The following is a 20,107-nucleotide window of genomic DNA, read 5'->3' as shown; positions in this document are numbered from 1 at the left end:
CCGTCGATCCACATGCGTCCCATCCTCCCGGTCAAAGTGCTCATCGATTGAGCACTTATCAGCGGTGCCGGCCGAGGATCTCGCGTACGAGGTCGCGCAGCCACACGTGCGCGGGGTCCACGTCGTAGCGGGGATGCCACGCCTGCGACAGCGTCATCTCCGGCAACGCGAACGGGATCGGGAACGTCGCCAGCCCCAGAGCCTCCACCAGCGGCCGGGTCAGCCGTTCCGGCGTCATCCCCACCAGGTCGGACTGCCGCACCACCAGCAGCGACGCCTCGAATGTCGGCACCGAGCCCGCGATCCGGCGCGTCAGCCCCATGCCGGCCAGGATCTCGTCCACCGGGCCCTCGTCGCGGCCCCGCCGGGTGGCGATCACGTGCTCGGCCGCCGCCAGCCGCTCCGCCGTGACCGGCCCGTCGAGCAGCGGGTGCCCGGGACGGACGACGCCCACCGCCCGGTCAACCATGATCGGCTCGACCCGCGTCTCCGGCGCCGGGTCCGAGATCACGGTCACCTCCAGGTCCGCGCTCCCGTCACGCAGCGCCCGCGCGTCGCCGTACCCCTCGGGGATGAAGTGGAAGCGCACCCCGGGAGCCGACGCGGCGGCCTCCGTCAGCAGCGCCACGCTCATGGCCGTGATCACCGCGTCCGAGGCCAGGATCGTGAAGCGCCGTACCAGCGTGGCCGGGTCCAGCCGGCCCGGCGGCGTGAACACCTTCCTGGCCGCCTCGACCAGCGCCCGCACCTCGTCGCGGACGGCCAGCGCCCGCGGCGTGGGCACCATGTGCCGTCCCGAGCGCACCAGCACGGGATCGCCCATCGCCTTGCGGATGCGGCCGAGCGTGCGGCTCATGGCCGGCTCCGACAGGTGCAGCCGCTGCGCGGCGGCCGAGACGCTGCCCTCCTCCAGCAGGACGTCCAGCGCGATCAGCAGGTCCAGGCTGGGTTGCGTCTGACGCATATATCACCTGAAAAAGATGCATTTGAGGTCAAGTCAGGATCGAGTTTACGGTGAATTCCGCGGGAGGCCTCCGCTCGAATCATCACCCATCTCCACAACCCGGGGGTTTCGCATGCCCGCATCGACGTTAGAAACCGGTCATCCCGCCAGGACGCGGATCATGGCCCTGATGGCCTCCTCCGTGATCCTCGCGGTCGCCCTGGTCGCCGCCGTCAACCTCGCCATCCCCACGCTCGCCGCGAGCGAGCTGCGCCCGTCACCGTCCCAGATCCTCTGGATCGTGGACGCGTACGTCATCGTCTTCGCCTGCCTGCTCATCCCCGCCGGAGCGGCCGGCGACCGGTTCGGCCGCAAGGGGGTGCTGCTGGCGGGCCTGGGCGTGTTCGCGGCGGGCTGCCTGCTGGCGGCGCTCGCACCGGACGTCGGCACGCTGATCGCCGCCAGGGCGCTCAGCGGCGCGGGCGCGGCCCTGGTGATGCCCGCTTCCCTGGCCCTGACGGTCGGGGTCTACCCGGCCGCCGAACGCGGGCACGCCGTGGCCGCGTGGACCGCCGCCACCGGCGCCGCCGGGGTGGTCGGCAACGTGGGCGGCGGCGCGGTCATGGAGTACCTGCCGTGGCGGGCCCTGTTCGGCGTGCCGGTGCTGTTGGCCGGAGTGCTGGCCGTGCTGGTCGCCGTGCTGGTGCCGCGCGCGCCCCGCCTGGCGTCGACCCCGCTGGACCTGCCGGGGACGGTGCTGCTCACGGCCGCGTCCGTGGCGCTGCTGGCGGGGGTCATCGAGGGGCCCGAGGCCGGGTGGGGGAGCGGGCTCGTGCTGTCGGCGTTCGGCGTGGCGGCCGTGCTGTTCTGCGTCTTCGTCGGGCACCAGCTCCGCGCGCCGCGGCCGCTGCTCGACCCCCGGCTGTTCGCGCTGCCGCGGCTGCGGGCGGGGACGCTGGGCGTGGCGGTGACGTTCTTCGGGCTGTTCGCGATGTTCTTCGTCAACGCCCGCTTCCTGCAGGAGGTCAAGGGCTTCTCGCCGCTGGTCACCGGCGTGGCCATCGTGCCGCTCGTCATCCCCATGATCGTCCTGTCGCGGCTGTCGGGCCGCCTGCCCGCGCGGCCCGCCGTCCCGGCCGGGCTGGCGGGGATCGTGGCGGGGCTGGCGCTGCTGTCGTTCGCGGACGCGGCCATGCCGTACCCGGTGTACGCGGTCGGCCTGGTCGTCATGGGGGCGGCCATGGGGGTGTGCCTGCCGGTGTTCTCGCACGAGATCATGGCAACGCTGCCGCGCGAGCGGGCCGGGCTCGGCTCCGGGCTCAACAGCGCCACCCGCGAGCTCGGCAGCGCGGTCGGGGTCGCCGTCATGGGCACGGTGATGGCCACGTACGGGATGAGCGCCGGCTACCGCGTCGTGGCGGCCGTGGTCCTGGCCGGCGGCCTGCTCGTCACCTGGTGGCGCGGCCAGGACTGACCCGGCCCGCCGCGGGGTCGCCGCGGCGGGCCGTCCGGCTCAGTAGCGTTCGCTCAGGTTGAGGTTGATCTCGGTCAGTACGGTCGTCGCCTTGGTGTACGTGAGCAGATGCGCGAGGTCGTCCGGCAGCAGGAGCGTGGCCCGCGCGTGGCGGGCGGCCTGGGCCACCGACTTCAGCTCCAGCGCGGCGGCGACCAGTGAGGAGATCTTCGTCGCCGCGTTGATCCGCCGGTCGGCGAGGTTGAGGTAGGTCGTCAGCAGCTGGGCCCGGAGGAGGTCCGGCTGCCTGATCGAGAGGCCGAAGACCGCGTTCACCTCGGCCCGGGAGAGCGCGCCGTCCGGGGCCGAGCCGTCAGCCCCGTCGAAGCGGGAGTCGGTCGCCTGGATCCGGGCCAGCAGCTCGGCGCTCTGCCGGTCGGGGTGCAGCTGCCAGGACAGCTGCGGCCACGGGTCACGGGTGGGCGGCACCTCGGTGACGGTGGTCGAGGCCGTCGCGGTCACCGGCTCGTAGACGCACCCGTTGCCGTTCCGGTACGAGACCGAGGCGGTGTCGGGCAGCTCGTCCCCGGCGGCGAACAGCAGGCTGGGCCGGGCCGTGAACCGCACACCGGAGGTCGCACCGCCGTCGATCGAGCCGAGCGACCAGGTGAGCGTGGTCGTGCCGTCCGGGTTGGCGGTCACGGACGAGGGCTTGGGCCCGGTGCCCTGGTCGAGGGCCCGGCTGTAGGCGACCTCGGCCGGGAGGGTGTCGGTGAGGGTCACATCGGTGGCGGTGCCGCTGCCCGCGTTGACGACCTTCAGGTCGATCGTCATGGCCTCGCCCGCGTTGACCGTCCGCGGCGCGGTCTTGGCCAGGGTGAGCTTCGGGGCGTGCACGGCGGTCTCGGCCTTGGCGGTGTTGTTCGCCGTGTTCGCCTCGGCTCCGCCGCCGGTGTCCTTGGCGGTCGCCGTGGCCGTGTTGGTCAGGACGGTCCCGTTGGCGGTGTCGCAGGGGATCGCGTAGGTGAACGTCTCGGTCGTGGACACTCCCGGGCCGAGGTAGCGCACCTGGCGCGTCTGGGCCGCGCCGCCGGGCGGGGTGTCGGTCAGCCCGATCGCCGTCGCCGCGCCGGTGCCGACGTTGTCGAGTTTCACCTGGTACGTGAGGGTGTCACCGGGTTCGGCGTCGCGCTTGTCGACGCTCTTGGTCGTGGCGATGTCGGGGTCGTACTGGTTGAAGAAGGAGACCTCCTGCCGGAGCACGGTGGCGAAGTCGAGCTCGCTCTCCGGACCGCTGCCGGTGCATGGCGCGTTCACCGGGTAACTGCTGCAGGCTTTCCCCTTGCTGTCGGGAGAGTCGCCGACCCGGAACCTGATGGCCGCCCAGTCGTCGTGATCGGTCAAGGGGGTGTTGCTCTGGGCGCCGCTGCCGTTGATGTCCACGCCTACCGAGGTCGGCTCGATGATCGGGACGCCGGTCCCGGGGGTGGTGGTGTCGTTCCAGTTGAGCGGCCCGTTGCCGATCCCCGCGCGCAACGGCCTGATGGTGCTGCCCGGGTGGGCGAGGTTGTCGGTCCACCAGAACGTGTAGTCGGTGCCGTCGCCTATCCCGTTCCTCTCCATGAGCGAGGTCTCGACCAGTGGGGGAAGCTTTCCGCTCGAGTACCCGATGCGGGTCGCCCCGATCTTCCAGTTCCCCATGTCGTCGATGAGCAGGGGCGGCGGGCTGTTGGGGATGCCCGATTGGAAGGAGTAGTTCATGACGCTGAGGTAGTTGGGCTTGTAGTTGTCCAGGTTGGTGTCGCCGCCGTGGGCCAGGCCGAGCGCGTGCCCGAGCTCGTGCATGAGGGTGCCGGCCTGGTCCTGAACGGTGCCGACCTCGGCGTCGGCCTTGCCCGTTCCGGTGTCGAGCACCTGCACGTCGGTGGGATGCGCGCTGGTGGTGTCGCAGGTGCCGTCGGGGCCCACGTGGATCGCTGTGCCGACCACGTTGTCGTCGTCCGCCGGCTTCGTCTGCAGGACGCCGTCGCCGCCGTAGTCGACGCCGAAGTCCGCCACACATATGGTCCGCCACGAGCCGAGGGTGACGAGGAAGTCCTTGTTGTTGTCCCTCTGGGGCTCGCAGCACTCGCCCGAGGTCCCCGGAAACGTCCTGCTCCCGTTCGCGCGGGTGACGATGAGGTCGTGCCCGAAGATCGCATAGTGCGCGTACGGGAACAGCTCTCGGGGGAGATTGTTGTTGCGGGCGGTGACGAAGTCGGTGTTGTTGACCAGTCCGATGGCCGGTTGTTCGTTGAGTCGCGCGCCCGGGATGTAGACGAAGTCGACGCCGTCGGGGCGTGCTCCGTACGGGCACGGATTCGCCGCTCGGACCGGAGCGTTCTTGAAGGCGTTCCTGACCAGAGTGATCGCGTCGCCCTTGGGCTGGTGGGAGTGCCTGCCGTCGGCCATGTAGTCGACCTGCAGGATGATCGTCTTACGGCACGGGTCGGCGCCCAGCGCCGGCAGGTCGGCGAGGACAGCGCCGCTGCGGTCGCGTATCCCCGAGAGTTCGACGATGTCCGGGATGCCGTCCTGGTCGGTGTCGGGAAGAGCGGTGCTGACCGTGATGCCGAGCCTGGTCCTCCTGCCGTCGTTGTCCTTGGGGAAGCCGTGGTCGCCGTTGCCCTCGACGCAGCTCTGGCCCTTGAAGTCGCCGGTGGAATCGATGCACGGCGTGCCGAAGACGATGCCGTCCCCCGACAGGGACCGGGAGCGGAAGTCGTAGACGAGGTTCAGCTCGATGTCCTGGGGCTGAGGGCTGATGTCCATCCTGTCGTCATTGGTGTTGAGAGCGCTGTCCCAGTCCCACAAGCTGACGGTGATGTCCACGGTCGGCTTGTCGCCGGGCAGGTCTGACTTGGTGAAGACCCAGCCGTCGGGCGCCTCGGGCAGGCCCTTGGGCGAGAACTCGTCGTCCTCGATCCGCGGGCCCACCTCGATGGGCCCGTCGGCGATCTGAACTTTCGGGTAGTAGTCCCCGTCTTTCAGGCCTCCGCCGTCCGGGTTCTCGATCTGGAAGAGATAGTCGATGGAGAAGGTCAGCGAGACGTTCGGGGCCGGCGCCGCCGCGGCGGGCGTGGTCAGGGCCGGGATCGATGCGGCGAGCAGTGCGCCGATCGCCCCGAACGCGAGCCGCCGGCGCCACGTTCTCGCTCCATGTTTGAAGCTCACGGTCGTTTCCTCCAGGAGAGTTCGCCTTGCGGAGGATCGTCCGGCTTCTGGTCCCGGTCGCGCATGAGTAACCCCTACTCATGTCGCGCCCTACATCTTTGGGATCTCGATGCGTACCGGAGCCGTGCCCGACGGCGGTGCGGGCGCTCGGCACGGCCGCCCCATCGGCGTTGAGATCGTGGAGCCGCCGGGCTGTCCTGAGATCAGCGACCGACAGGTGCGGCATCGCCGGGCTCATCGTCGCGGATCGATGTGGATCTTCGGGCCCGGTCCGGCGTCGGCCGGGCGGTGGCCGGTCAGGATGTCGGCGGTCTCGGCCAGGCCGACCGTGGCGGCCACGAGCGGGCGGGCGTCGACCGAGCCGTCGGCGTAGGCGGCGATGGTCCCCGCCAGCCCGGCCGAGCCGCCCAGGATGCCGACGGCGGTGACGTCCTTGAGGAGCAGCGCGCGGGTGTCGAGGGTGCTCGGGGTGCCGGCCAGGCCGATGTAGACCACGCGCCCGGCCGGTTCGACGAGGTCGACCGCGAGTGCGGGCAACTCGGGCGCGTTGGAGGCGTCGATGACGGCGTCCCATCGCAGCTCCGGCAGCGACGGCCGGGTCCAGGTGCCCGTGAAGCCCAGGGACTGTGCCAGGCGCAGCCCGTCGAGGTCGCGGCCCAGCAGGTGGACCTCGATCCCCTGGGAACGCGCGAACAGCGCCGCCAGCAGGCCGATCGTGCCCGTGCCCAGGATCAGCAGCCGCTCGCCGGGCCGCAGGCCGGCGCCGTGGACGGCGCGCAACGCGTTGCCGCCGGGCTCGACCAGCGCGCCCAGCGTGAGGTCCATGCTGTCCGGCAGCGCGTGCAGCGCCGTCGCCGGTACGGCGAGCCGCTCGGCCAGCGCCCCGGAGCGGCCGAGGCTGATGCCGATCTCCGACAGTTCGGCGCAGACGTGGTGGCGGCCGGCGCGGCAGCGCTCGCAGTGCCCGCAGCCGAGCATGGTGTCACCGGTGACGCGGCGGCCCAGCCAGCCGGCGTCCACGCCTTCGCCCACGTCGGTCACGCGACCGCACCACTCGTGGCCGGGGCGTAGCGGGTACCACGACCGCCCGGTGTGCAGGTAGCTCATCTCGCCGGTGAACAGCTCCATGTCGGTGCCGCACACCCCGGCCCGCTCGACGTCCACGACCACCTGCCCGGGCGCGGCGACCGGCGGCTCGACCTCCTGGACCTCGGCCTTGCCCGGGCCGGTCAGCACCAGCGCGCGCACTACCGGGCCTCCACGATCTGCGGGCGCCGGTCGCTGACGTCGGCGTGGTGGACGGGGTTCCCGGGGCGGGGCACAGATACCAACATGTTCCGAACGCTAGACCACTGTTCCGAAAAGTGGAAGTTCTGCTCAATGGGAGCTTCCTGCGGGAAGTGAGTATCGGCTAATCTCGCAAGCAACTTCCATAAAATAAATCTTCGTTCCAACTATTGGAATGAAAGGACCTCATGACCTCCTCCCGCACCGCCCTCATCACCGGAGGCGTCAGCGGCCTGGGCAAGGCCGCCGCCCTCCGGCTGGAGAAGGAAGGCGTCTCGATCATCACCGCCGACATCGCCGACGGCGCCGACCTCGTCCTCGACGTCACCGACGCCGCCGCCGTGCAGGCCGCCGCCGACGAGGTCGGGCCGGTCGACATCCTGGTCAACTCCGCCGGGATCGTCGGCCCCAACGCGCCCCTGTGGGAGATCCCGCTGGACGGCTGGCGGCGCACCTTCGAGGTGAACGTGCACGGCACCTTCCACGCCTGCCGCGCCTTCGTCCCGGGCATGCGCGAGCGCGGGTGGGGACGCATCATCAACATCGCCAGCATGTCCGGCAAGGACGGCAACCCGAACATGGCGCCGTACTCCGCCTCCAAGGCCGCCGTCATCGCGCTGACCAAGTCGCTCGGCAAGGAGCTGGCCACCAGCGGCGTGCTGGCCAACGTCATCGCGCCGGCCGTCATCGCCACCCCGATGAACGCCACTACCGGCCCCGAGGCCCTGGCCCACATCACCAGCCTCATCCCGATGGGCCGCGTCGGCCGGCCCGAGGAGGTCGCCGAACTGATCGCCTGGCTGGCCTCCGACAAGGTCAGCTTCTCCACCGGCGCCGTCTACGACATCAGCGGCGGCCGCGCCACCTACTGACGCCCAGGCCGGTCTCCTGCGGGAGACCTGGACGATCAATGAGTCCGACGCATATTTGTCACGCCAGGCGATCGTGATCCACGATTGATCCGTGGAGCTGCAACAGATGCGCTATGTGGTCGCGGTGGCGGAGACGGCGAACTTCACCCGGGCCGCCGAGCGCTGCCGGGTCGTCCAGTCCGCGCTGAGCCACCAGATCGCCCGGCTGGAACGGGAGCTGGGCGCCCGGCTCTTCGACCGCACCAGCCGCCGGGTCACGCTGACCCCCGCCGGCGAGGCGTTCCTGCCCGCCGCCCGGCAGGCCCTCGACGCCGCCGAACGGGCTCGCGCCGAGGTGGCGGCGGCCTCCGGGGAGCTCCGCGGCCGGCTCGCCATCGGCGCCATCCCCACCGTCACGGCGGTCGACCTGCCCAGCGCGCTGAAGACCTTTCACGTGCGCCATCCGCAGGTACGGATCACGCTGCGCGTGGGGGCGAGCGACGAGCTGGCCGAACAGGTCCGGCAGGGCGCCCTGGACATCGCCTTCCTCGGGCTGCCGCCGAGCGTGCGGCCGAAGGGCGTCCGAGGGCTCGTCCTGGCGCGGGGCGAGCTGGTCGCGGTGGTGGCGCCCGGCCACCCACTGGCCGACGCGGCCGATGTGGATCTGCGCCGGCTGTCGGACGAGGTGTTCGTCGACTTCCCCGCCGGCACGGCCGCGCGCGCCCAGTCGGACGAGGCGTTCGCCACCGCCGGCGTCAGCCGCGAGGTCGCCTTCGAGATAACGAACGCCGACCTCATGGCCCGGCTGGTCCGGCTTGGCCTGGGCGTCGCCATGATGCCCGCCGCCTTCGCGCCCGAACTCCCCGGCGTGCACGTCGTCGAGCTCCGCGATCCGCCCACCCGGGTGGAGCACCTGATCTGGAGCCGCCTGCGCCCCTCACCGGCCGCCGCCGCATTCCTGGACGCCCTGGACATTCGGGCCATCGTGGATGACGCCGCTCCGGATCACCCGAGCACGCCGCTCTCCGAATAGCGGACCACAGGCGCGAATCGTTGTACGACGCACGTCGATGCCGCCTGGACCAAGTCGCCCGTTCCCATCTAACGGGCCGTCGGTCGCCGAGGCGCGGCCCTCAGCCCCGTTCCCGCGCGAGCGAGGCGGCGATCTCGCGGACGGTGCTCATGTCGTCGAACGGCACCTGGCGCTCGCCGATGATCTGGTACGGCTCAGCGCCTTTCCCGGCGATGAGTACGATGTCGCCTGGCTCGGCCGTCTCCAGCGCCCGCGTGATGGCGTGGCGCCGGTCGGTGATCCGTTCTGCGACGGCGGGTGTGGTCTTCAGGCCGTTCATGATCGCGTCCGGGTCCTCGGTGCGGGGGTTGTCGCTGGTGACCACCACGACATCGGAGTGGGTGCCGGCGATCTCGCCCATGGGGGCGCGTTTGCCGGGGTCACGGTCGCCGCCGCAGCCGAAGACCGTGACCACCCGGCGGTCGGCGAATTCCCGGATCGTGGTGAGGGCCTGCTGCAGCGAGTCGGAGGAGTGGGCATAGTCCACCACCACCAACACCCCGGCCGGGGTCTGGTAGGTCTGGAACCGGCCCGGGATCGCGGGCAGTTCCCGCAGCGTGTCGATGAGGGTGTCCAGGTCGTGGCCCAGCAGGTGGCCGCCGGCGAGCGTGGCCAGCGTGTTGGAGACGGCGAACCGGCCCGGGACGGGCACGCGAGCCGGTTGCCGGTGACCGGCGTGGTGCAGGGTGAATGAGGTGCCGGTCGCGTCGACGCGCAGGTCGGTCGCGCGGAACTCGGCGGCGGTGTCCAGACCGTACGTTGTGACCGCGCCCGGCATCAGCGCGATGATGTCGGCGCTGACCGGGTCGTCGGCGTTGGCCACCGCTCGTCGGCACATGCCGCCGAACAGCACCAGCTTGGCCTGCTTGTACGCCTCCATGGTGCCGTGATCATCCAGGTGCTCGGGGGTCAGATTGGTGAATATGCCGACGTCGATGTCGGTGTGGTCAACCCGGCCCAGCTTCAGCGCCATCGAGGACGCTTCCATGACGACCGTGTCCGCTCCTCGATCACGCATTGCGCGCAGGATGTGTTGGAGCTCCGCCGCCTCTGGGGTGGTGGGCGTGGTCGTTTCGATCCCGATCGGTTCGTCGCCGACGCGGCATCCGTCAGTGCCGATCACGCCGACTGCCGCTCGGGTGCCCGTCCGCAACGCGGTCTCCAGCATGTAGGACACCGACGTCTTGCCGTTGGTGCCGGTGACTGCCACCACCCGCAGCTCCGCCGACGGGTTGCCGAAGTAGCGTGCGGCCACCAGCGGCGCAGTCGCGCGGGTGTCCGCCACCTGCACCACGCACACGTGCGACGGCATGGGCGCGGCCGGCGGGCGCTCGACCAGGAGCGCGACAGCTCCGCGTGCCACGGCGTCGGCGATGAAGCGGTGCCCGTCCGTACGGTTGCCGGGCATGGCGATGTAGAGGCTGCCCGTGGCGAGGCGTTGCGAACGGCAGGCGATGCCGGCGTGGACGTCGGTCCGGTCCGGGTCGCCGTGAAGGATCCGGTAGTCGCATCCCGCCAGTAGGTCACGCAGATTCATGTTGTCGCCTCTCCTGTTCGGTCGGCCCCACCTCTTGCCGGATCGGAGCCACGGGACGCGCCAACCCATCGTGGACGTCCCGCCAAGGTCGTAGCGTTTTCGACAGTCAGGGCGTTGGGGCGAGCCGAACTACCCGATTGCGCACGACGTCACCGGCGTCGCCCTGGAGCAGCCCGTTGCTCATTGACGGTCGGCAATTCGACATGATCTGCACCCATGCCGGCGGTCCGTCCTCATAGCTGAAGATGAGGCGAAACCGGCTCCTGTCACCGGTGTCGATCTCATGGCAGGTGTTCCCGCCCGGCTCGGTGTTCACCGCGTTGAGCTTCTCGGCCAGGTCGCGGGCCTGCTCCCTGCCGTGCTCCACCCGGGCAGGCAGTCGCTCGTTCCGATCAACCCTGCATATAACGACCTTGATAGGCCCATCGGGCACCATCTGTTCGTCTTGTCCTCGCCGCCCGACCGACGTCTGGCAGGGATCGTTCGGCTGATCGAGGCGCCAGACTCCCGCACGATAGGCGCCGGTGATGCTCCGCCCGACGTATGAACGGCTGGCGGCCGTGCCGTTGGTGGTCGTCACGCAGGAGTTGACCTCCTCGGCGCTGCCCACCAGTCCGTGACCCGGCCAGCCGTTCACCGCCCACGCGCGCCCTGCCCACCACGCTTGGGATCGAGGCGATCACCGCGCACATCACGGCAGCGGCAACAGCAATGCCGACCCAATGGACGGGCTTCACAACGCTTGAGACGTGGCTCGCGGACCATCGGTTCACTTGCGGCCCGTCAGGCGGTTGAACACCGGGGCAACCGGGCGGCTCCTCTCTTCATGCGGAAGGCAGCCACCGGCTGGGTTGGTCTTCCCTGTGGGTCAGACGCCGTGGCAGGCGCATACCGGTAGCGACATGTGCCAACTGGACACCGGCGAACTCGCCGGTCACAGCCACCCGCGAGACTCGGCCACGTGGACGGCCTCGGCACGGTTACGGGCTCCGGTCTTGCCGATGGCCGAGGACAGGTAGTTGCGCACGGTGCCGTCGGTGAGGAACAGCCGGCGGGCGATGTCGGCCACGGTGGAGCCGTCGGAGGCGGCGCGCAGGACTTCGGCCTCCCGCTGGGTCAGCGGGCTCGGGCCGACGGTCAGGGCCGTGACGGCCAGTTTGGGGTCGATCACGCGTTCACCTGCCAGCACCCGCCGCACGGACGCCGTCAGCTCCGTGACCGGAGCGTCCTTTACCACGAATCCGGCCACGCCGGCGTCCAGCGCCCTGTTCAGGTAGCCGGGCCTGCCGAAGGTGGTCACGATGATCACCTTTCGGTCCCGCAGGCGTGCGGCGACCTCCAGACCCGACATGCCCGGCATCTCGATGTCGAGCAGGATGACGTCAGGGTCGTGCTCGTCCGCCGCGGCGACGACCTCGTCGCCGCGCCCGACCTCGGCGACCACCTCGATATCCTCCTCCAGCGCGAGCAGCGCGGCCAGGCCTCCCCGGACCAGATCCTGGTCATCCGCGATCAGTACCCGGATCATGAGGCGTCAGCCAGCGGGACTCGGGCGTAGAGACGGTAGCCGCCGCTCGCCGGCCTGCCGACCTCCAACAGTCCGCCGGCCTCCGCGACCCTCTCGGCCAGCCCGGTGAGCCCGCTGCCCGCGCGCCGCCCGCAGGGCTCCGCCCGGTCCGCGCCCGGGTCGGTGACCACTGTGTCGATCGCCTGCTCGCCGGTTGCGATGCCTGCGCGGACGCCGCCGACCGGTGGTCCGTCGTCGTAGACCTCGACGCTGGCCGTTCCCGCGTCCACCCGCAGGCCGATCCAGCAATGCCGGGCCCGGCTGTGGCGCAGCACGTTGGTCGCGGCCTCCCGTACGGCCCACGCGAGCAGGGTTTCGGTAGCGGCGGGAATGGGCCCGTCGGCGGGGGAGACCTTGAGCTCGATCCCGGCCAGCCGCAGCTCGCGCGCCGCCTTGTCCAGTTCCTCCGACAGCGCCGGCGCGCGATAGCCGGCGACCGCGAGCCGCACCTCGTCCAGTGCCTGGCGGGCGACCTGTTCCATGTCGGTCATCTCGCGTGCCGCTCGATCAGGATCGGTACGGGTCAGCCGGGCGGCGAGCTGGCTCCTGATGATGATCGAGGTCAGCGTGTGACCCAGGATGTCGTGCAGATCCCTGGCGAAGCGCAGCCGCTCGTTCTCCACCGCCAGTTGCGCCACCTGGGCGTGGGCCGCATCCAGTCGTGCGAGCAGCACCCCCATTCGCTTGATGCTGTCCACCGCGGCCGCCTGCGCCGCGACGGCGACCGGCACCCACCAGATCCCTCCGAACGAGATCCCCTGCGTCCTCAGCGCGACCACCTCCACGCCCGCGGTCACCGCCGTCGCGACGGCGAACGCGACTCCCTCCAGCGAGGTGGCCAGCGCGCTGACGACGAACACGAACGAGACGTACGCCCAGGGCGGCCCGAGCACCGGAAGCAGGGCCAGCGTCGCGACGATCAGCCCGGCCACGGCAGGCAGCAGCGACCTCCTACCGCTGAACATCCGCCACATGACGGTCACCCAGCAGGCCGCGAACACCGCCACCGCCCCGAACGCCCACACCACCCGCCCGGCCCTCGGCTCCGACTCCAGCAGCGACCAGAGCGGCCAGCCCAGCACCAGCAGCCACGCCAGGGCCCCGGCCCGGACCGCCCGGCGGCCCCGGCCGAATTCCCTCTGCGCCATGCCCACCATCACAGAGCCCGACGGTAACGCCAGACGGCCAGCGCGGCGAACAGCAAGGTCCAGGCGGCCAGCACGCCGACCGCTGTCCCGGTGGGCCACTCGCCCTCCAGCGCCCGCCAGCCGAGCGAACCCGCCTGATAGGCCGGGCTGTATTCGGCCAGCACCCGCATGCCCTCAGGCATCAGCTGTATGGGCAGCCACAGCCCGCCCAGGATGGACAGGCCGAAGTAGACCGCCATCATGGCCAGGTTCGCGGCCTGTCCCTTGAGCGTGTAGCCGAAGGCGATGCCCAGGGCGGCGAAGGGCATGACACCCAGCCAGATCAACACCACCAGGGCCGGCCAGGTCCACAACGGCAGCCGTACCCCGGCGAACAGCGCGCCCGCGGCCAGCACGACGACGATGCTCGGCAGCACTCCGGTCGCCCCGCTGACCAGCTTGGCCACCACATAGCCGTGCGCCGGCAGCGGCGTGACCGCGAGCTGCCGCGCCCAGCCCTTGCCTCGCTCCAGCGCGATGGCCCCGCCGATGAACAGCGCGCCGCCCATCGAACCGTACGTGGCCATCGACACCATGGTGGCGGCGGCGAAGTCACCCTGCTGCTCCTGCGGCACCACGTTCAGCACCTTGGTCCACAGCAGGTAGAGAGCCACCGGGAAGCCGGTCAGCAGCACCAGCCCGGCGGGGTTCCGGAAACCGCGCCGCAGCTCCAGGCTCAGGTACGACCTCATCGCTCCTGCCCTCCCGTCAGGCTCACGAAGGCGCTCTCCAGATCAGTGCTCGCCGTGCGTACGTCCCTGACGTCGTCGAACTCGGCGGACGTCGCGAGCAGGGCGCGCAAGGTGGCGTCGGAGTCGCCTGTACGCAGAGCGACCGTGCGTCCCTCGACGCGCACCTGGTGAACGCCGGGCAGTCCTTCGAACCGGCTCACCTCGGCGCTGTCGGTACTGAAGCGGATCTCCGTACCGCCGACCAGGGATTTGATGGCTTCGACCGGCCCGTCCGCCACGATCTTGCCGTCCGCCAGCAGCACGATCCGGTCGGCGTAGTCGTCGGCCTCGGTGAGGTAATGGGTGGCGAACGCCACTGTGCGGCCCTCCGCTGTCCGGGCGCGTACCTCCTGCCAGAGAGCGCGGCGGCTCTCCACGTCCAGGCCCACGGTGGGTTCGTCGAGGACGAGCAACTTCGGATCCCCGGCCAGCGCCAGAGCGAACCGTACCCGTTGCCGCTGTCCACCGGACAGCCGTCCGACCCGCCGCCCGGCGAGCTCCTGTACGCCCGCAGCGTGCATCACCCGCTCGACCGGCATCGGGTGCGGGTACATCCCGGCCACCGCGGCCACCAGCTCCGCCACCCGCACGTCGTCCAGCAGCCCGGCATCCTGCAGCAACGCCCCGACGTCGCCTCGCTGGAGCGCCTCGGTGGGCGGGCGGCCGAACACTCTGGCCGACCCCTCGTCAGGGGAGAGGAGACCCAGCGCGATGGACAGCATGGTCGTTTTGCCCGCCCCGTTGGGCCCCAGCACGGCGACCGTCTGCCCTTGCTCCACGTCCAGATCCACACCGTCGAGCGCGACGGTGGTGCCGTAACGCCTGCTCACAGCCTTGAGTTCCAGCGCGATTCCCATGCGTTCAGCATGAGCGGGGGAGGGTAAGCGGCTGTAGTGCCGTGCGTCAGCCAACCCCATGTGACGTATGTCAGGTGTCCTGTCTTCCCTCCTGAAGGCCGTCAGGGGGCGGTCGGCGGTTCGGCCTGATAGGCGCGGTGCAGCAACCGTACGAAGGGCTCGGCCTCCGGCAGGGGCACGGAGCCGATCCGGTGGACGGGCACGCCCGGCGTCCACGAGTTCATGACCACGGCCCCGGCCAGGGCGGGCAGGTCGGCGAGGGTGATCTCCTGGGCGCGCTGGGGGACGCCGAGGCGATCGAGCCGCCGGCGGACGACGGCCATCGTGGTCCCGGTCAGCATCTCGGCCACGGGCCACACCACGGCGGTGCCGTCCCAGAAGGCCAGGTTCCAGATCGAGCCCTCGCTGAGCCGGCCGCGGCGGTCGACGAAGGCCGCGTCGTCGAAGCCCTGGCCGGCGGCCTGGCGGAGGACGTACGTCTTGGCCACCTCGCCGACGTGCTTGACGGCGGGCAGGAAGCGTTCGTGCTCGACCGCCGCCAGCGTCAGCGGGCCCGCCGGACCGGAGGCGGCCGGCCCCGTACGGACCAGCACCTCGGGCTCCCCCTCGGCCACGGTGAACTCGCCCGCCGGTGAATGCACCGTGGCCGTCAGCGAGACGTCGGCCGGGCCGTCCCGCAGCGCCGCCCGCAGGTAGGAGCGCACCCGATCGTCGGGCACCGCCCGGCCGAACAACTCCACCGAGGCGCGCCGCAGCCGTTCCAGGTGAAGGTCGAGGCCGCGGACCCGGCCTCCGCGCACCTGCATGGCGGTGAAATGCGCGTAGCCCGCGAAGGCGAGCGGCGCCAACTCCTCGGCGGTCGCAGGACGGCCGTTGCGCTGAGCGACAAACATTGAAATATCCCCCTTTAGGTGGTGATCAGGGGAATCGAGCCTGCCGCAGCCCGGCCGGATCGCCCAGAGCCCTGCTCCGCGTACGACCGCTGTTCCTACTACTGACAGGGTCAGCCTCGTTCGTCGTCGTGTGCGTACTATCGGGGGTTATGAGCGAGATCGGCGAATTCCTGCGCAGCCGGCGGGCGCGGCTGCGGCCGGAGGACGTCGGGCTGCCGGTCTTCGGCCGGCACCGGCGTGTGCCGGGGCTGCGCCGCGAGGAGCTGGCCCAGCTCGCCGGCGTGTCCGTCGCCTACCTCACGCGGCTGGAGCAGGGCAAGGGCAACAACGTGTCGGGCGAGGTGATCGGGGCGATCACGCGCGCGCTGCGGCTGAGCGACACCGAGCACGAGCACCTCACCCGCCTGGTCAAGTGCCGGGACCGCAGGAAGTACGGGCCGCCGCCGCTGCAGCAGGTGCGCACCGCGCTCGGGCAGATGCTGGCCTCCCTGGAGGGGGTCCCGGCGTACGTGACCGGGCCGCGCTCGGACATCCTGGGCTGGAACCCGATGGCGGCGGCCCTGTTCGGCGACTGGGACCGGCTGCCGCCCCAGGAGCGCAACTGGGCCCGGCTGGTGTTCCTGGAGCCCGGCCATCGGCGGCTGTTCGCGGACTGGGAGGCGAAGGCCGCCGACGTGGTCGGCGGACTGCGCCTGTACGCCGGCTGCTACCCCGACGATCCGCGGCTGCTGACGCTCGTGGGCGAGCTGTCGGTGAAGAGCGAGACGTTCCGCCGGCTGTGGGCCGGGCACGACGTGAAGGAGAGCAACCACGGCACCCGGCGCCTGCGCCATCCGCTGCTGGGCGAGCTCACGCTCTCCTTCGAGTCGCTGCGGCTGCCCGACGACCCCGAGCAGTCCCTGACCGTCTACCACGCCCCGCCCGGCTCCGCCCAGGCGGAGAACCTGCGGCTGCTGGCCGGCTCCGTCAGCACTCGATGACGTTGACGGCCAGGCCGCCGCGCGAGGTCTCCTTGTACTTGTCGAGCATGTCGCGGCCGGTGTCACGCATGGTCTTGATGGCCTTGGCCAACTATATGGTTCGCACTGCATTTGTGAAAGATCCTGATCAATGTCGAGCATGTCTCTCATCCTGCTGGCTCCGACTGATCACGGCTGTTGTCTGCACCAGTGCTGACGTTGTGCTGACCCCCTTCTCCTGGGGTCTCGATCGCAGGTATTGACGCCAGTCTTGCGAGCGTTCAGGCTCGCGTGTGCAAGTCCATGCAAACTCACAACGGCGGAGGTAGTCATGGCCCTACGGTTCATCGGTATCGACGACACCAGCGGCGGCAACAACTGCCCGATGGTGTGGAAGGACGACGCCGACGGCTCCATCGTGCTGCAAGGCTGGGAGGTCACCGATCCCGCCGAACTCGCGCAGCTACGGGAGCGGAGCTCTCTACCGGACAGCGAGAAGGTCATCCGCCTCCCCAAGCGGATGATCCCGTACCTTCTGGAGGCTTGCGCCGAATGAGCGTACCTACGTTCTCTGAGATGCTGGCCAGCGCCGTGCGCGAGGCGATTCATCTGGAGATGCGGGACACCTACACGCCCGACGATCCGTGCTACATCGAGTGGCAGAAGACGGAGATCGCCGACGTGGACGCCTACTGGCACGAGTGGCGCGAGGAGGTAACCAGGGCGGTGGGCCGTGGGGTGGCCATACGACGAGCGAGGATCGTGTCTGAGCCGGTCACCGATTTCATTCGGTACGAGTACGAGCTCACATCGCCGCTCAACATCGCGGCCGGAGAACAGGTCCGATGGTTGCCCAGGAGTCGAGCGTCTGATCTCGCCTTGCCGGGTAACGACTTCTGGGTGTTCGACGAGCACCTTGTCAGGTTCGGGTTCTTCGGTGGCAACGGTGAGTACGTTGGCGAGGAGCTGACCCGCGATCCGGTGCAGATCAAGCTGTGTACGGCGGCGTTCGAGGCCGTGTGGCAACGAGGGATCGACCACTCGGAGTACAGGCCCGAATAAGCAGAATAGGGACCATGCCTAGCTCGCCGTATTCGTCCGCCCGACAGGTCCGCCTAGCCATCGCTGAACGACTTCGCGAGATCATGCGCGATGCTGGTTACAACGGGCGCTCGCTGGCAGAGGCGGCGGGCTGGCATGAGTCCAAGTCGTCTCGGCTTCTGCACGCCAAGACGTTGCCCTCCAATGAGGATCTTCGGACTTGGTGTCAGGTCTGCAGCGCATTGGATCAGGTGGACGATCTGATCTCGATGTCGAGAACAGCAGAATCCATGTATGTGGAGTGGAAGCGGCTCCACCGCACTGGGCTCAAGCAGCTCCAGGAGTCGAAGGTCTCCCTGTACGAGAACACGCGTCTGCACCGGGTGTACTGCTCACAGCTCATACCCGGCTTCCTGCAGACGCCTGAGTACGCTTGGGCGTTGTTGAAGATGTTCGGCAACTTCCATAACGCTCCCGACGACCTGGAAGCCGCCGTTGCCGCTCGGATCACGCGCAATGATCTCCTCCATAGGCCGGGATACCGCTTCAAGTTCCTGCTGGAGGAACAGGTGTTGCGGCACCAGATCGGCGATCCGTCCGCGATGCGTGCCCAGCTCGACCACCTCCTTGCCATGGCTAAGCTGCCCTCAACCTCGATCGGGATCATCCCCGTCACCGCACCGCGTCGGCTTTGGGCACTTGAGGCATTCAACATCTTTGATGACAACCTTGTGCAGGTCGAACTGCTGACCGCCACTGTGAACGTGACGCAGCCGAGCGAGATTGCGCTCTACATCAAGGGCTTCGCGGATATGGCCGCCATGGCCGTTGTAGGGGCTCCTGCCAAGCGCCTCATTCACGCTGCCAAGCAGGACTTTCTTTAGAGCTGCAAACTCGTGCAAGGTTGTTGAGTCTCTAACTCGCCTGCTCCTACCGTCGAGGGCATGGCCCGCACACACGCAACAGGATCAGGTGGTGTCCTGCTCTGTCAGCCGATATCGGGGGAGGAGGCGATACGACAGAACGCGGCCCTTGATCAGGTTTTGGCGACCTGACGACTACCGGCATCCATGCCCAACTGATCAAGCGTCAGGTTCCGGCCCAATGTGCGATCAAGCTCTACGGGTCGGGCGAGACGCTTTGGCACCCCCCGGAACTGACGATCTACGCCGATGCCGGATGGCGGATCGCGACCGTGGTCATCGGAGAACGCTCGGGTAGCTTCGTCGTCTACCTGCCGGGCGTTGGCCCCGACAATGAGCCGCGAGACACGAGCGTTGAGCTCGTACCAGCCGACCGCCCCAACCGGGTTGCCGCCCTCGTGGCCCAGAACGCGAGGGTAGCGGCATGATCACCGTTGGCAAGCTGCGGGAGAAGTACGGCGGCACGTGGGAGATCTCCACGGATCTCGCTATCGGCGTGGCCGCATGGCGGCGCAAGTACCTCGGAGAAGACGCTCTAGGGCGGAACGGAGTCAACAACATGTGCGCTTCGCCGCTCGACGAGTTGGCGGCAAAGCTGGCCGCGCAGGAGGCGATGTAATGAGCGCTCGGCTCAAGGCTGCGCAAGAGCCGAAGACGGGCGTGTCCGAGATCCAATGGCTGCCGTCTGGGGGTTCTCTGACCTGCGAGAAAGGTTGGGTTGGCACTCGGATTCTGTTCTCGATCACCGTGGAGTATTCCACGCTGACCTTGCATCCTCGGCTTCCCGGGCGTGACGGTCTCCTCTTGCCCGGCGAGAAATTTGAGGCGAATCGCAGCACCTCCAAGGAGGAGGCGCGCGCCAAAGCCCATGCCCGAGCGACCGCGATATGGGCGGAATTCCTACGCGATATCGCAACGCCCCGATAGGGGGCTGACATGGCTTTAGAGCTGCTGCATAAGACCGCCGCTTACGTGGCTCTCATTCCGCCGCTCGGCCTGGTCGCGATCATCGCGCAGTCGTTCGTAGACGACTGGCGCGACGGCTGGCGCCCCTGGAAACGCGAGGGCACCTGAGACAGCCCCGCAGGAGCGAGGGACGGTCTCGTCTCCTGCGGGGTGTAGCGCCCCCGGCTATGTAAGCCTGGCCGCCGCGTAGCCGTGTGCCCACGGCCCCCGACCAGACAGGCAGACGAGCCCCCGCACTGTCGGTTTCCTGCCTGACGGATCCGTGGCCCCTACCACGCCTCCCCGCCTCTGGTCGGGGGCTCCTTGGTTAACGCCGTTCCGCATGACGGCCCTACTGCCCCCTCAATGCGGGTGCGTCGCAGCGCGTTGCTTTAACTTGACGAGATCAAGGGCGAGTTGGCGATGACGATGATAACGATCAGGAAGACCGCGCCAAGGGCAAGCCCTTTCAGACGCTGTGTTCGTTGATGAGCAGTCTTGGCGGTGACGAGGGCTGCAATGGATATACCAAGAAATGGCGATAGGAGGGAGACATAAAATAAGAGGGGCACAGGCGCGATCATAATGGGGATCCGGACGCCTGCGTAGGGCCGCCCGATCCTCCTGCGTGACCACGCGGGCCGGTGC

19 protein-coding genes are annotated in these 20,107 nt (G+C 69.4%); 9 read left to right on the top strand and 10 right to left on the bottom strand.

What is annotated here, in order from left to right:
- Positions 1–58 precede the first annotated feature (58 nt).
- Entirely contained in the window at positions 59–964 is a 906-nt protein-coding gene (locus ABZX61_RS26935) for a LysR family transcriptional regulator (RefSeq protein WP_355198680.1), read from the bottom strand.
- 169 nt (positions 965–1,133) lie between these two features.
- Between ABZX61_RS26935 and ABZX61_RS26930 the strand changes: the two genes are divergently transcribed.
- Entirely contained in the window at positions 1,134–2,417 is a 1,284-nt protein-coding gene (locus ABZX61_RS26930) for an MFS transporter (protein ID WP_355198678.1), read from the top strand.
- Positions 2,418–2,456: 39 nt separating this feature from the next.
- On the opposite strand, the gene ABZX61_RS26925 is transcribed toward ABZX61_RS26930, so the two are convergent.
- Positions 2,457–5,609 carry a CARDB domain-containing protein gene (locus ABZX61_RS26925; RefSeq protein WP_355198676.1) on the bottom strand — a complete coding sequence of 1,051 codons (3,153 nt, stop codon included), beginning with the start codon at positions 5,607–5,609 and terminating at the stop codon, positions 2,457–2,459.
- A 234-nt stretch (positions 5,610–5,843) separates the two neighbouring features.
- Positions 5,844–6,857, bottom strand: coding sequence for an alcohol dehydrogenase catalytic domain-containing protein (locus ABZX61_RS26920; RefSeq protein ID WP_355198674.1), 1,014 nt, complete (start codon positions 6,855–6,857; stop codon positions 5,844–5,846).
- 227 nt (positions 6,858–7,084) lie between these two features.
- Between ABZX61_RS26920 and ABZX61_RS26915 the strand changes: the two genes are divergently transcribed.
- Complete coding sequence (locus tag ABZX61_RS26915; RefSeq protein ID WP_355198672.1) at positions 7,085–7,768, top strand: SDR family NAD(P)-dependent oxidoreductase; 684 nt, start codon at positions 7,085–7,087, stop codon at positions 7,766–7,768.
- Positions 7,769–7,859: 91 nt separating this feature from the next.
- Entirely contained in the window at positions 7,860–8,780 is a 921-nt protein-coding gene (locus tag ABZX61_RS26910) for a LysR family transcriptional regulator (RefSeq protein WP_355198670.1), read from the top strand.
- 100 nt (positions 8,781–8,880) lie between these two features.
- On the opposite strand, the gene ABZX61_RS26905 is transcribed toward ABZX61_RS26910, so the two are convergent.
- From ABZX61_RS26905 to ABZX61_RS26875, 7 genes are all read right to left on the bottom strand, one after another.
- On the bottom strand, positions 8,881–10,356 hold the full coding sequence (locus ABZX61_RS26905; RefSeq protein ID WP_355198668.1) for a UDP-N-acetylmuramoyl-L-alanyl-D-glutamate--2,6-diaminopimelate ligase: 1,476 nt from the start codon (positions 10,354–10,356) through the stop codon (positions 8,881–8,883).
- A gap of 106 nt (positions 10,357–10,462) precedes the next feature.
- The gene (locus tag ABZX61_RS26900; RefSeq protein WP_355198666.1) at positions 10,463–10,936 is read right to left on the bottom strand and encodes a hypothetical protein; all 474 of its coding nucleotides are present in this window, start codon (positions 10,934–10,936) and stop codon (positions 10,463–10,465) included.
- Positions 10,937–11,290: 354 nt separating this feature from the next.
- Positions 11,291–11,884 carry a response regulator transcription factor gene (locus tag ABZX61_RS26895; RefSeq protein WP_355198664.1) on the bottom strand — a complete coding sequence of 198 codons (594 nt, stop codon included), beginning with the start codon at positions 11,882–11,884 and terminating at the stop codon, positions 11,291–11,293.
- Positions 11,881–13,071: a sensor histidine kinase gene (locus tag ABZX61_RS26890; RefSeq protein WP_355198662.1), complete on the bottom strand. Its 1,191-nt coding sequence runs from the start codon at positions 13,069–13,071 to the stop codon at positions 11,881–11,883. Before ABZX61_RS26890 ends, ABZX61_RS26895 begins: the two co-directional genes overlap by 4 nt.
- Positions 13,072–13,079: 8 nt before the next feature.
- Positions 13,080–13,802: an ABC transporter permease gene (locus ABZX61_RS26885; protein ID WP_355198660.1), complete on the bottom strand. Its 723-nt coding sequence runs from the start codon at positions 13,800–13,802 to the stop codon at positions 13,080–13,082.
- Positions 13,799–14,698, bottom strand: coding sequence for an ABC transporter ATP-binding protein (locus tag ABZX61_RS26880; protein ID WP_355198658.1), 900 nt, complete (start codon positions 14,696–14,698; stop codon positions 13,799–13,801). The genes ABZX61_RS26885 and ABZX61_RS26880 overlap by 4 nt, the downstream gene beginning before the upstream one ends.
- 101 nt (positions 14,699–14,799) lie before the next feature.
- Positions 14,800–15,591 carry an aminotransferase class IV family protein gene (locus ABZX61_RS26875; RefSeq protein WP_355198656.1) on the bottom strand — a complete coding sequence of 264 codons (792 nt, stop codon included), beginning with the start codon at positions 15,589–15,591 and terminating at the stop codon, positions 14,800–14,802.
- A gap of 149 nt (positions 15,592–15,740) precedes the next feature.
- Here ABZX61_RS26875 and ABZX61_RS26870 point away from each other — a divergent pair, with 149 nt between their 5' ends.
- The 6 genes from ABZX61_RS26870 (at position 15,741) to ABZX61_RS26845 (ending at position 19,588) form a co-directional block, all read left to right on the top strand.
- Positions 15,741–16,571, top strand: coding sequence for a helix-turn-helix transcriptional regulator (locus tag ABZX61_RS26870; RefSeq protein ID WP_355198654.1), 831 nt, complete (start codon positions 15,741–15,743; stop codon positions 16,569–16,571).
- 310 nt (positions 16,572–16,881) lie between these two features.
- Positions 16,882–17,106 carry a hypothetical protein gene (locus ABZX61_RS26865; RefSeq protein ID WP_355198652.1) on the top strand — a complete coding sequence of 75 codons (225 nt, stop codon included), beginning with the start codon at positions 16,882–16,884 and terminating at the stop codon, positions 17,104–17,106.
- Between the two features lie 20 nt (positions 17,107–17,126).
- Positions 17,127–17,612: a DUF6879 family protein gene (locus tag ABZX61_RS26860; RefSeq protein ID WP_355198650.1), complete on the top strand. Its 486-nt coding sequence runs from the start codon at positions 17,127–17,129 to the stop codon at positions 17,610–17,612.
- A gap of 14 nt (positions 17,613–17,626) precedes the next feature.
- Positions 17,627–18,475 (top strand): helix-turn-helix transcriptional regulator, encoded by an 849-nt coding sequence (locus ABZX61_RS26855; protein WP_355198648.1) that lies wholly within the window; start codon positions 17,627–17,629, stop codon positions 18,473–18,475.
- 463 nt (positions 18,476–18,938) lie between these two features.
- A complete protein-coding gene (locus ABZX61_RS26850) occupies positions 18,939–19,133 on the top strand; it encodes a hypothetical protein (RefSeq protein ID WP_355198646.1) in 195 nt (64 codons plus the stop codon).
- Between the two features lie 317 nt (positions 19,134–19,450).
- A complete protein-coding gene (locus ABZX61_RS26845; RefSeq protein ID WP_355198643.1) occupies positions 19,451–19,588 on the top strand; it encodes a hypothetical protein in 138 nt (45 codons plus the stop codon).
- Positions 19,589–20,107: the final 519 nt, after the last annotated feature.

Origin of the sequence: Nonomuraea sp. NPDC003709, assembly GCF_040610775.1 — a bacterium.
GTDB classification, from domain to species: domain Bacteria; phylum Actinomycetota; class Actinomycetes; order Streptosporangiales; family Streptosporangiaceae; genus Nonomuraea; species Nonomuraea angiospora_A.
The sequence above is the reverse complement of the archived record's forward strand: the minus strand, read 5'-3'. Positions and strand labels throughout refer to the sequence as shown.

Bases quoted from the DNA above. Each gene is read 5' to 3' on its own strand.
- ABZX61_RS26865 (WP_355198652.1), top strand. From the start codon at position 16,882: ATGGCCCTACGGTTCATCGGTATCGACGACACCAGCGGCGGCAACAAC.
- ABZX61_RS26880 (WP_355198658.1), bottom strand. From the start codon at position 14,698: ATGGGAATCGCGCTGGAACTCAAGGCTGTGAGCAGGCGTTACGGCACC.
- ABZX61_RS26860 (WP_355198650.1), top strand. From the start codon at position 17,127: ATGCTGGCCAGCGCCGTGCGCGAGGCGATTCATCTGGAGATGCGGGAC.
- ABZX61_RS26905 (WP_355198668.1), bottom strand. From the start codon at position 10,356: ATGAATCTGCGTGACCTACTGGCGGGATGCGACTACCGGATCCTTCAC.
- ABZX61_RS26850 (WP_355198646.1), top strand. From the start codon at position 18,939: ATGATCACCGTTGGCAAGCTGCGGGAGAAGTACGGCGGCACGTGGGAG.
- ABZX61_RS26930 (WP_355198678.1), top strand. From the start codon at position 1,134: ATGGCCTCCTCCGTGATCCTCGCGGTCGCCCTGGTCGCCGCCGTCAAC.
- ABZX61_RS26875 (WP_355198656.1), bottom strand. From the start codon at position 15,591: ATGTTTGTCGCTCAGCGCAACGGCCGTCCTGCGACCGCCGAGGAGTTG.
- ABZX61_RS26855 (WP_355198648.1), top strand. From the start codon at position 17,627: ATGCCTAGCTCGCCGTATTCGTCCGCCCGACAGGTCCGCCTAGCCATC.
- ABZX61_RS26885 (WP_355198660.1), bottom strand. From the start codon at position 13,802: ATGAGGTCGTACCTGAGCCTGGAGCTGCGGCGCGGTTTCCGGAACCCC.
- ABZX61_RS26870 (WP_355198654.1), top strand. From the start codon at position 15,741: ATGAGCGAGATCGGCGAATTCCTGCGCAGCCGGCGGGCGCGGCTGCGG.
- ABZX61_RS26890 (WP_355198662.1), bottom strand. From the start codon at position 13,071: ATGGCGCAGAGGGAATTCGGCCGGGGCCGCCGGGCGGTCCGGGCCGGG.
- ABZX61_RS26915 (WP_355198672.1), top strand. From the start codon at position 7,085: ATGACCTCCTCCCGCACCGCCCTCATCACCGGAGGCGTCAGCGGCCTG.
- ABZX61_RS26895 (WP_355198664.1), bottom strand. From the start codon at position 11,884: ATGATCCGGGTACTGATCGCGGATGACCAGGATCTGGTCCGGGGAGGC.
- ABZX61_RS26935 (WP_355198680.1), bottom strand. From the start codon at position 964: ATGCGTCAGACGCAACCCAGCCTGGACCTGCTGATCGCGCTGGACGTC.
- ABZX61_RS26845 (WP_355198643.1), top strand. From the start codon at position 19,451: ATGGCTTTAGAGCTGCTGCATAAGACCGCCGCTTACGTGGCTCTCATT.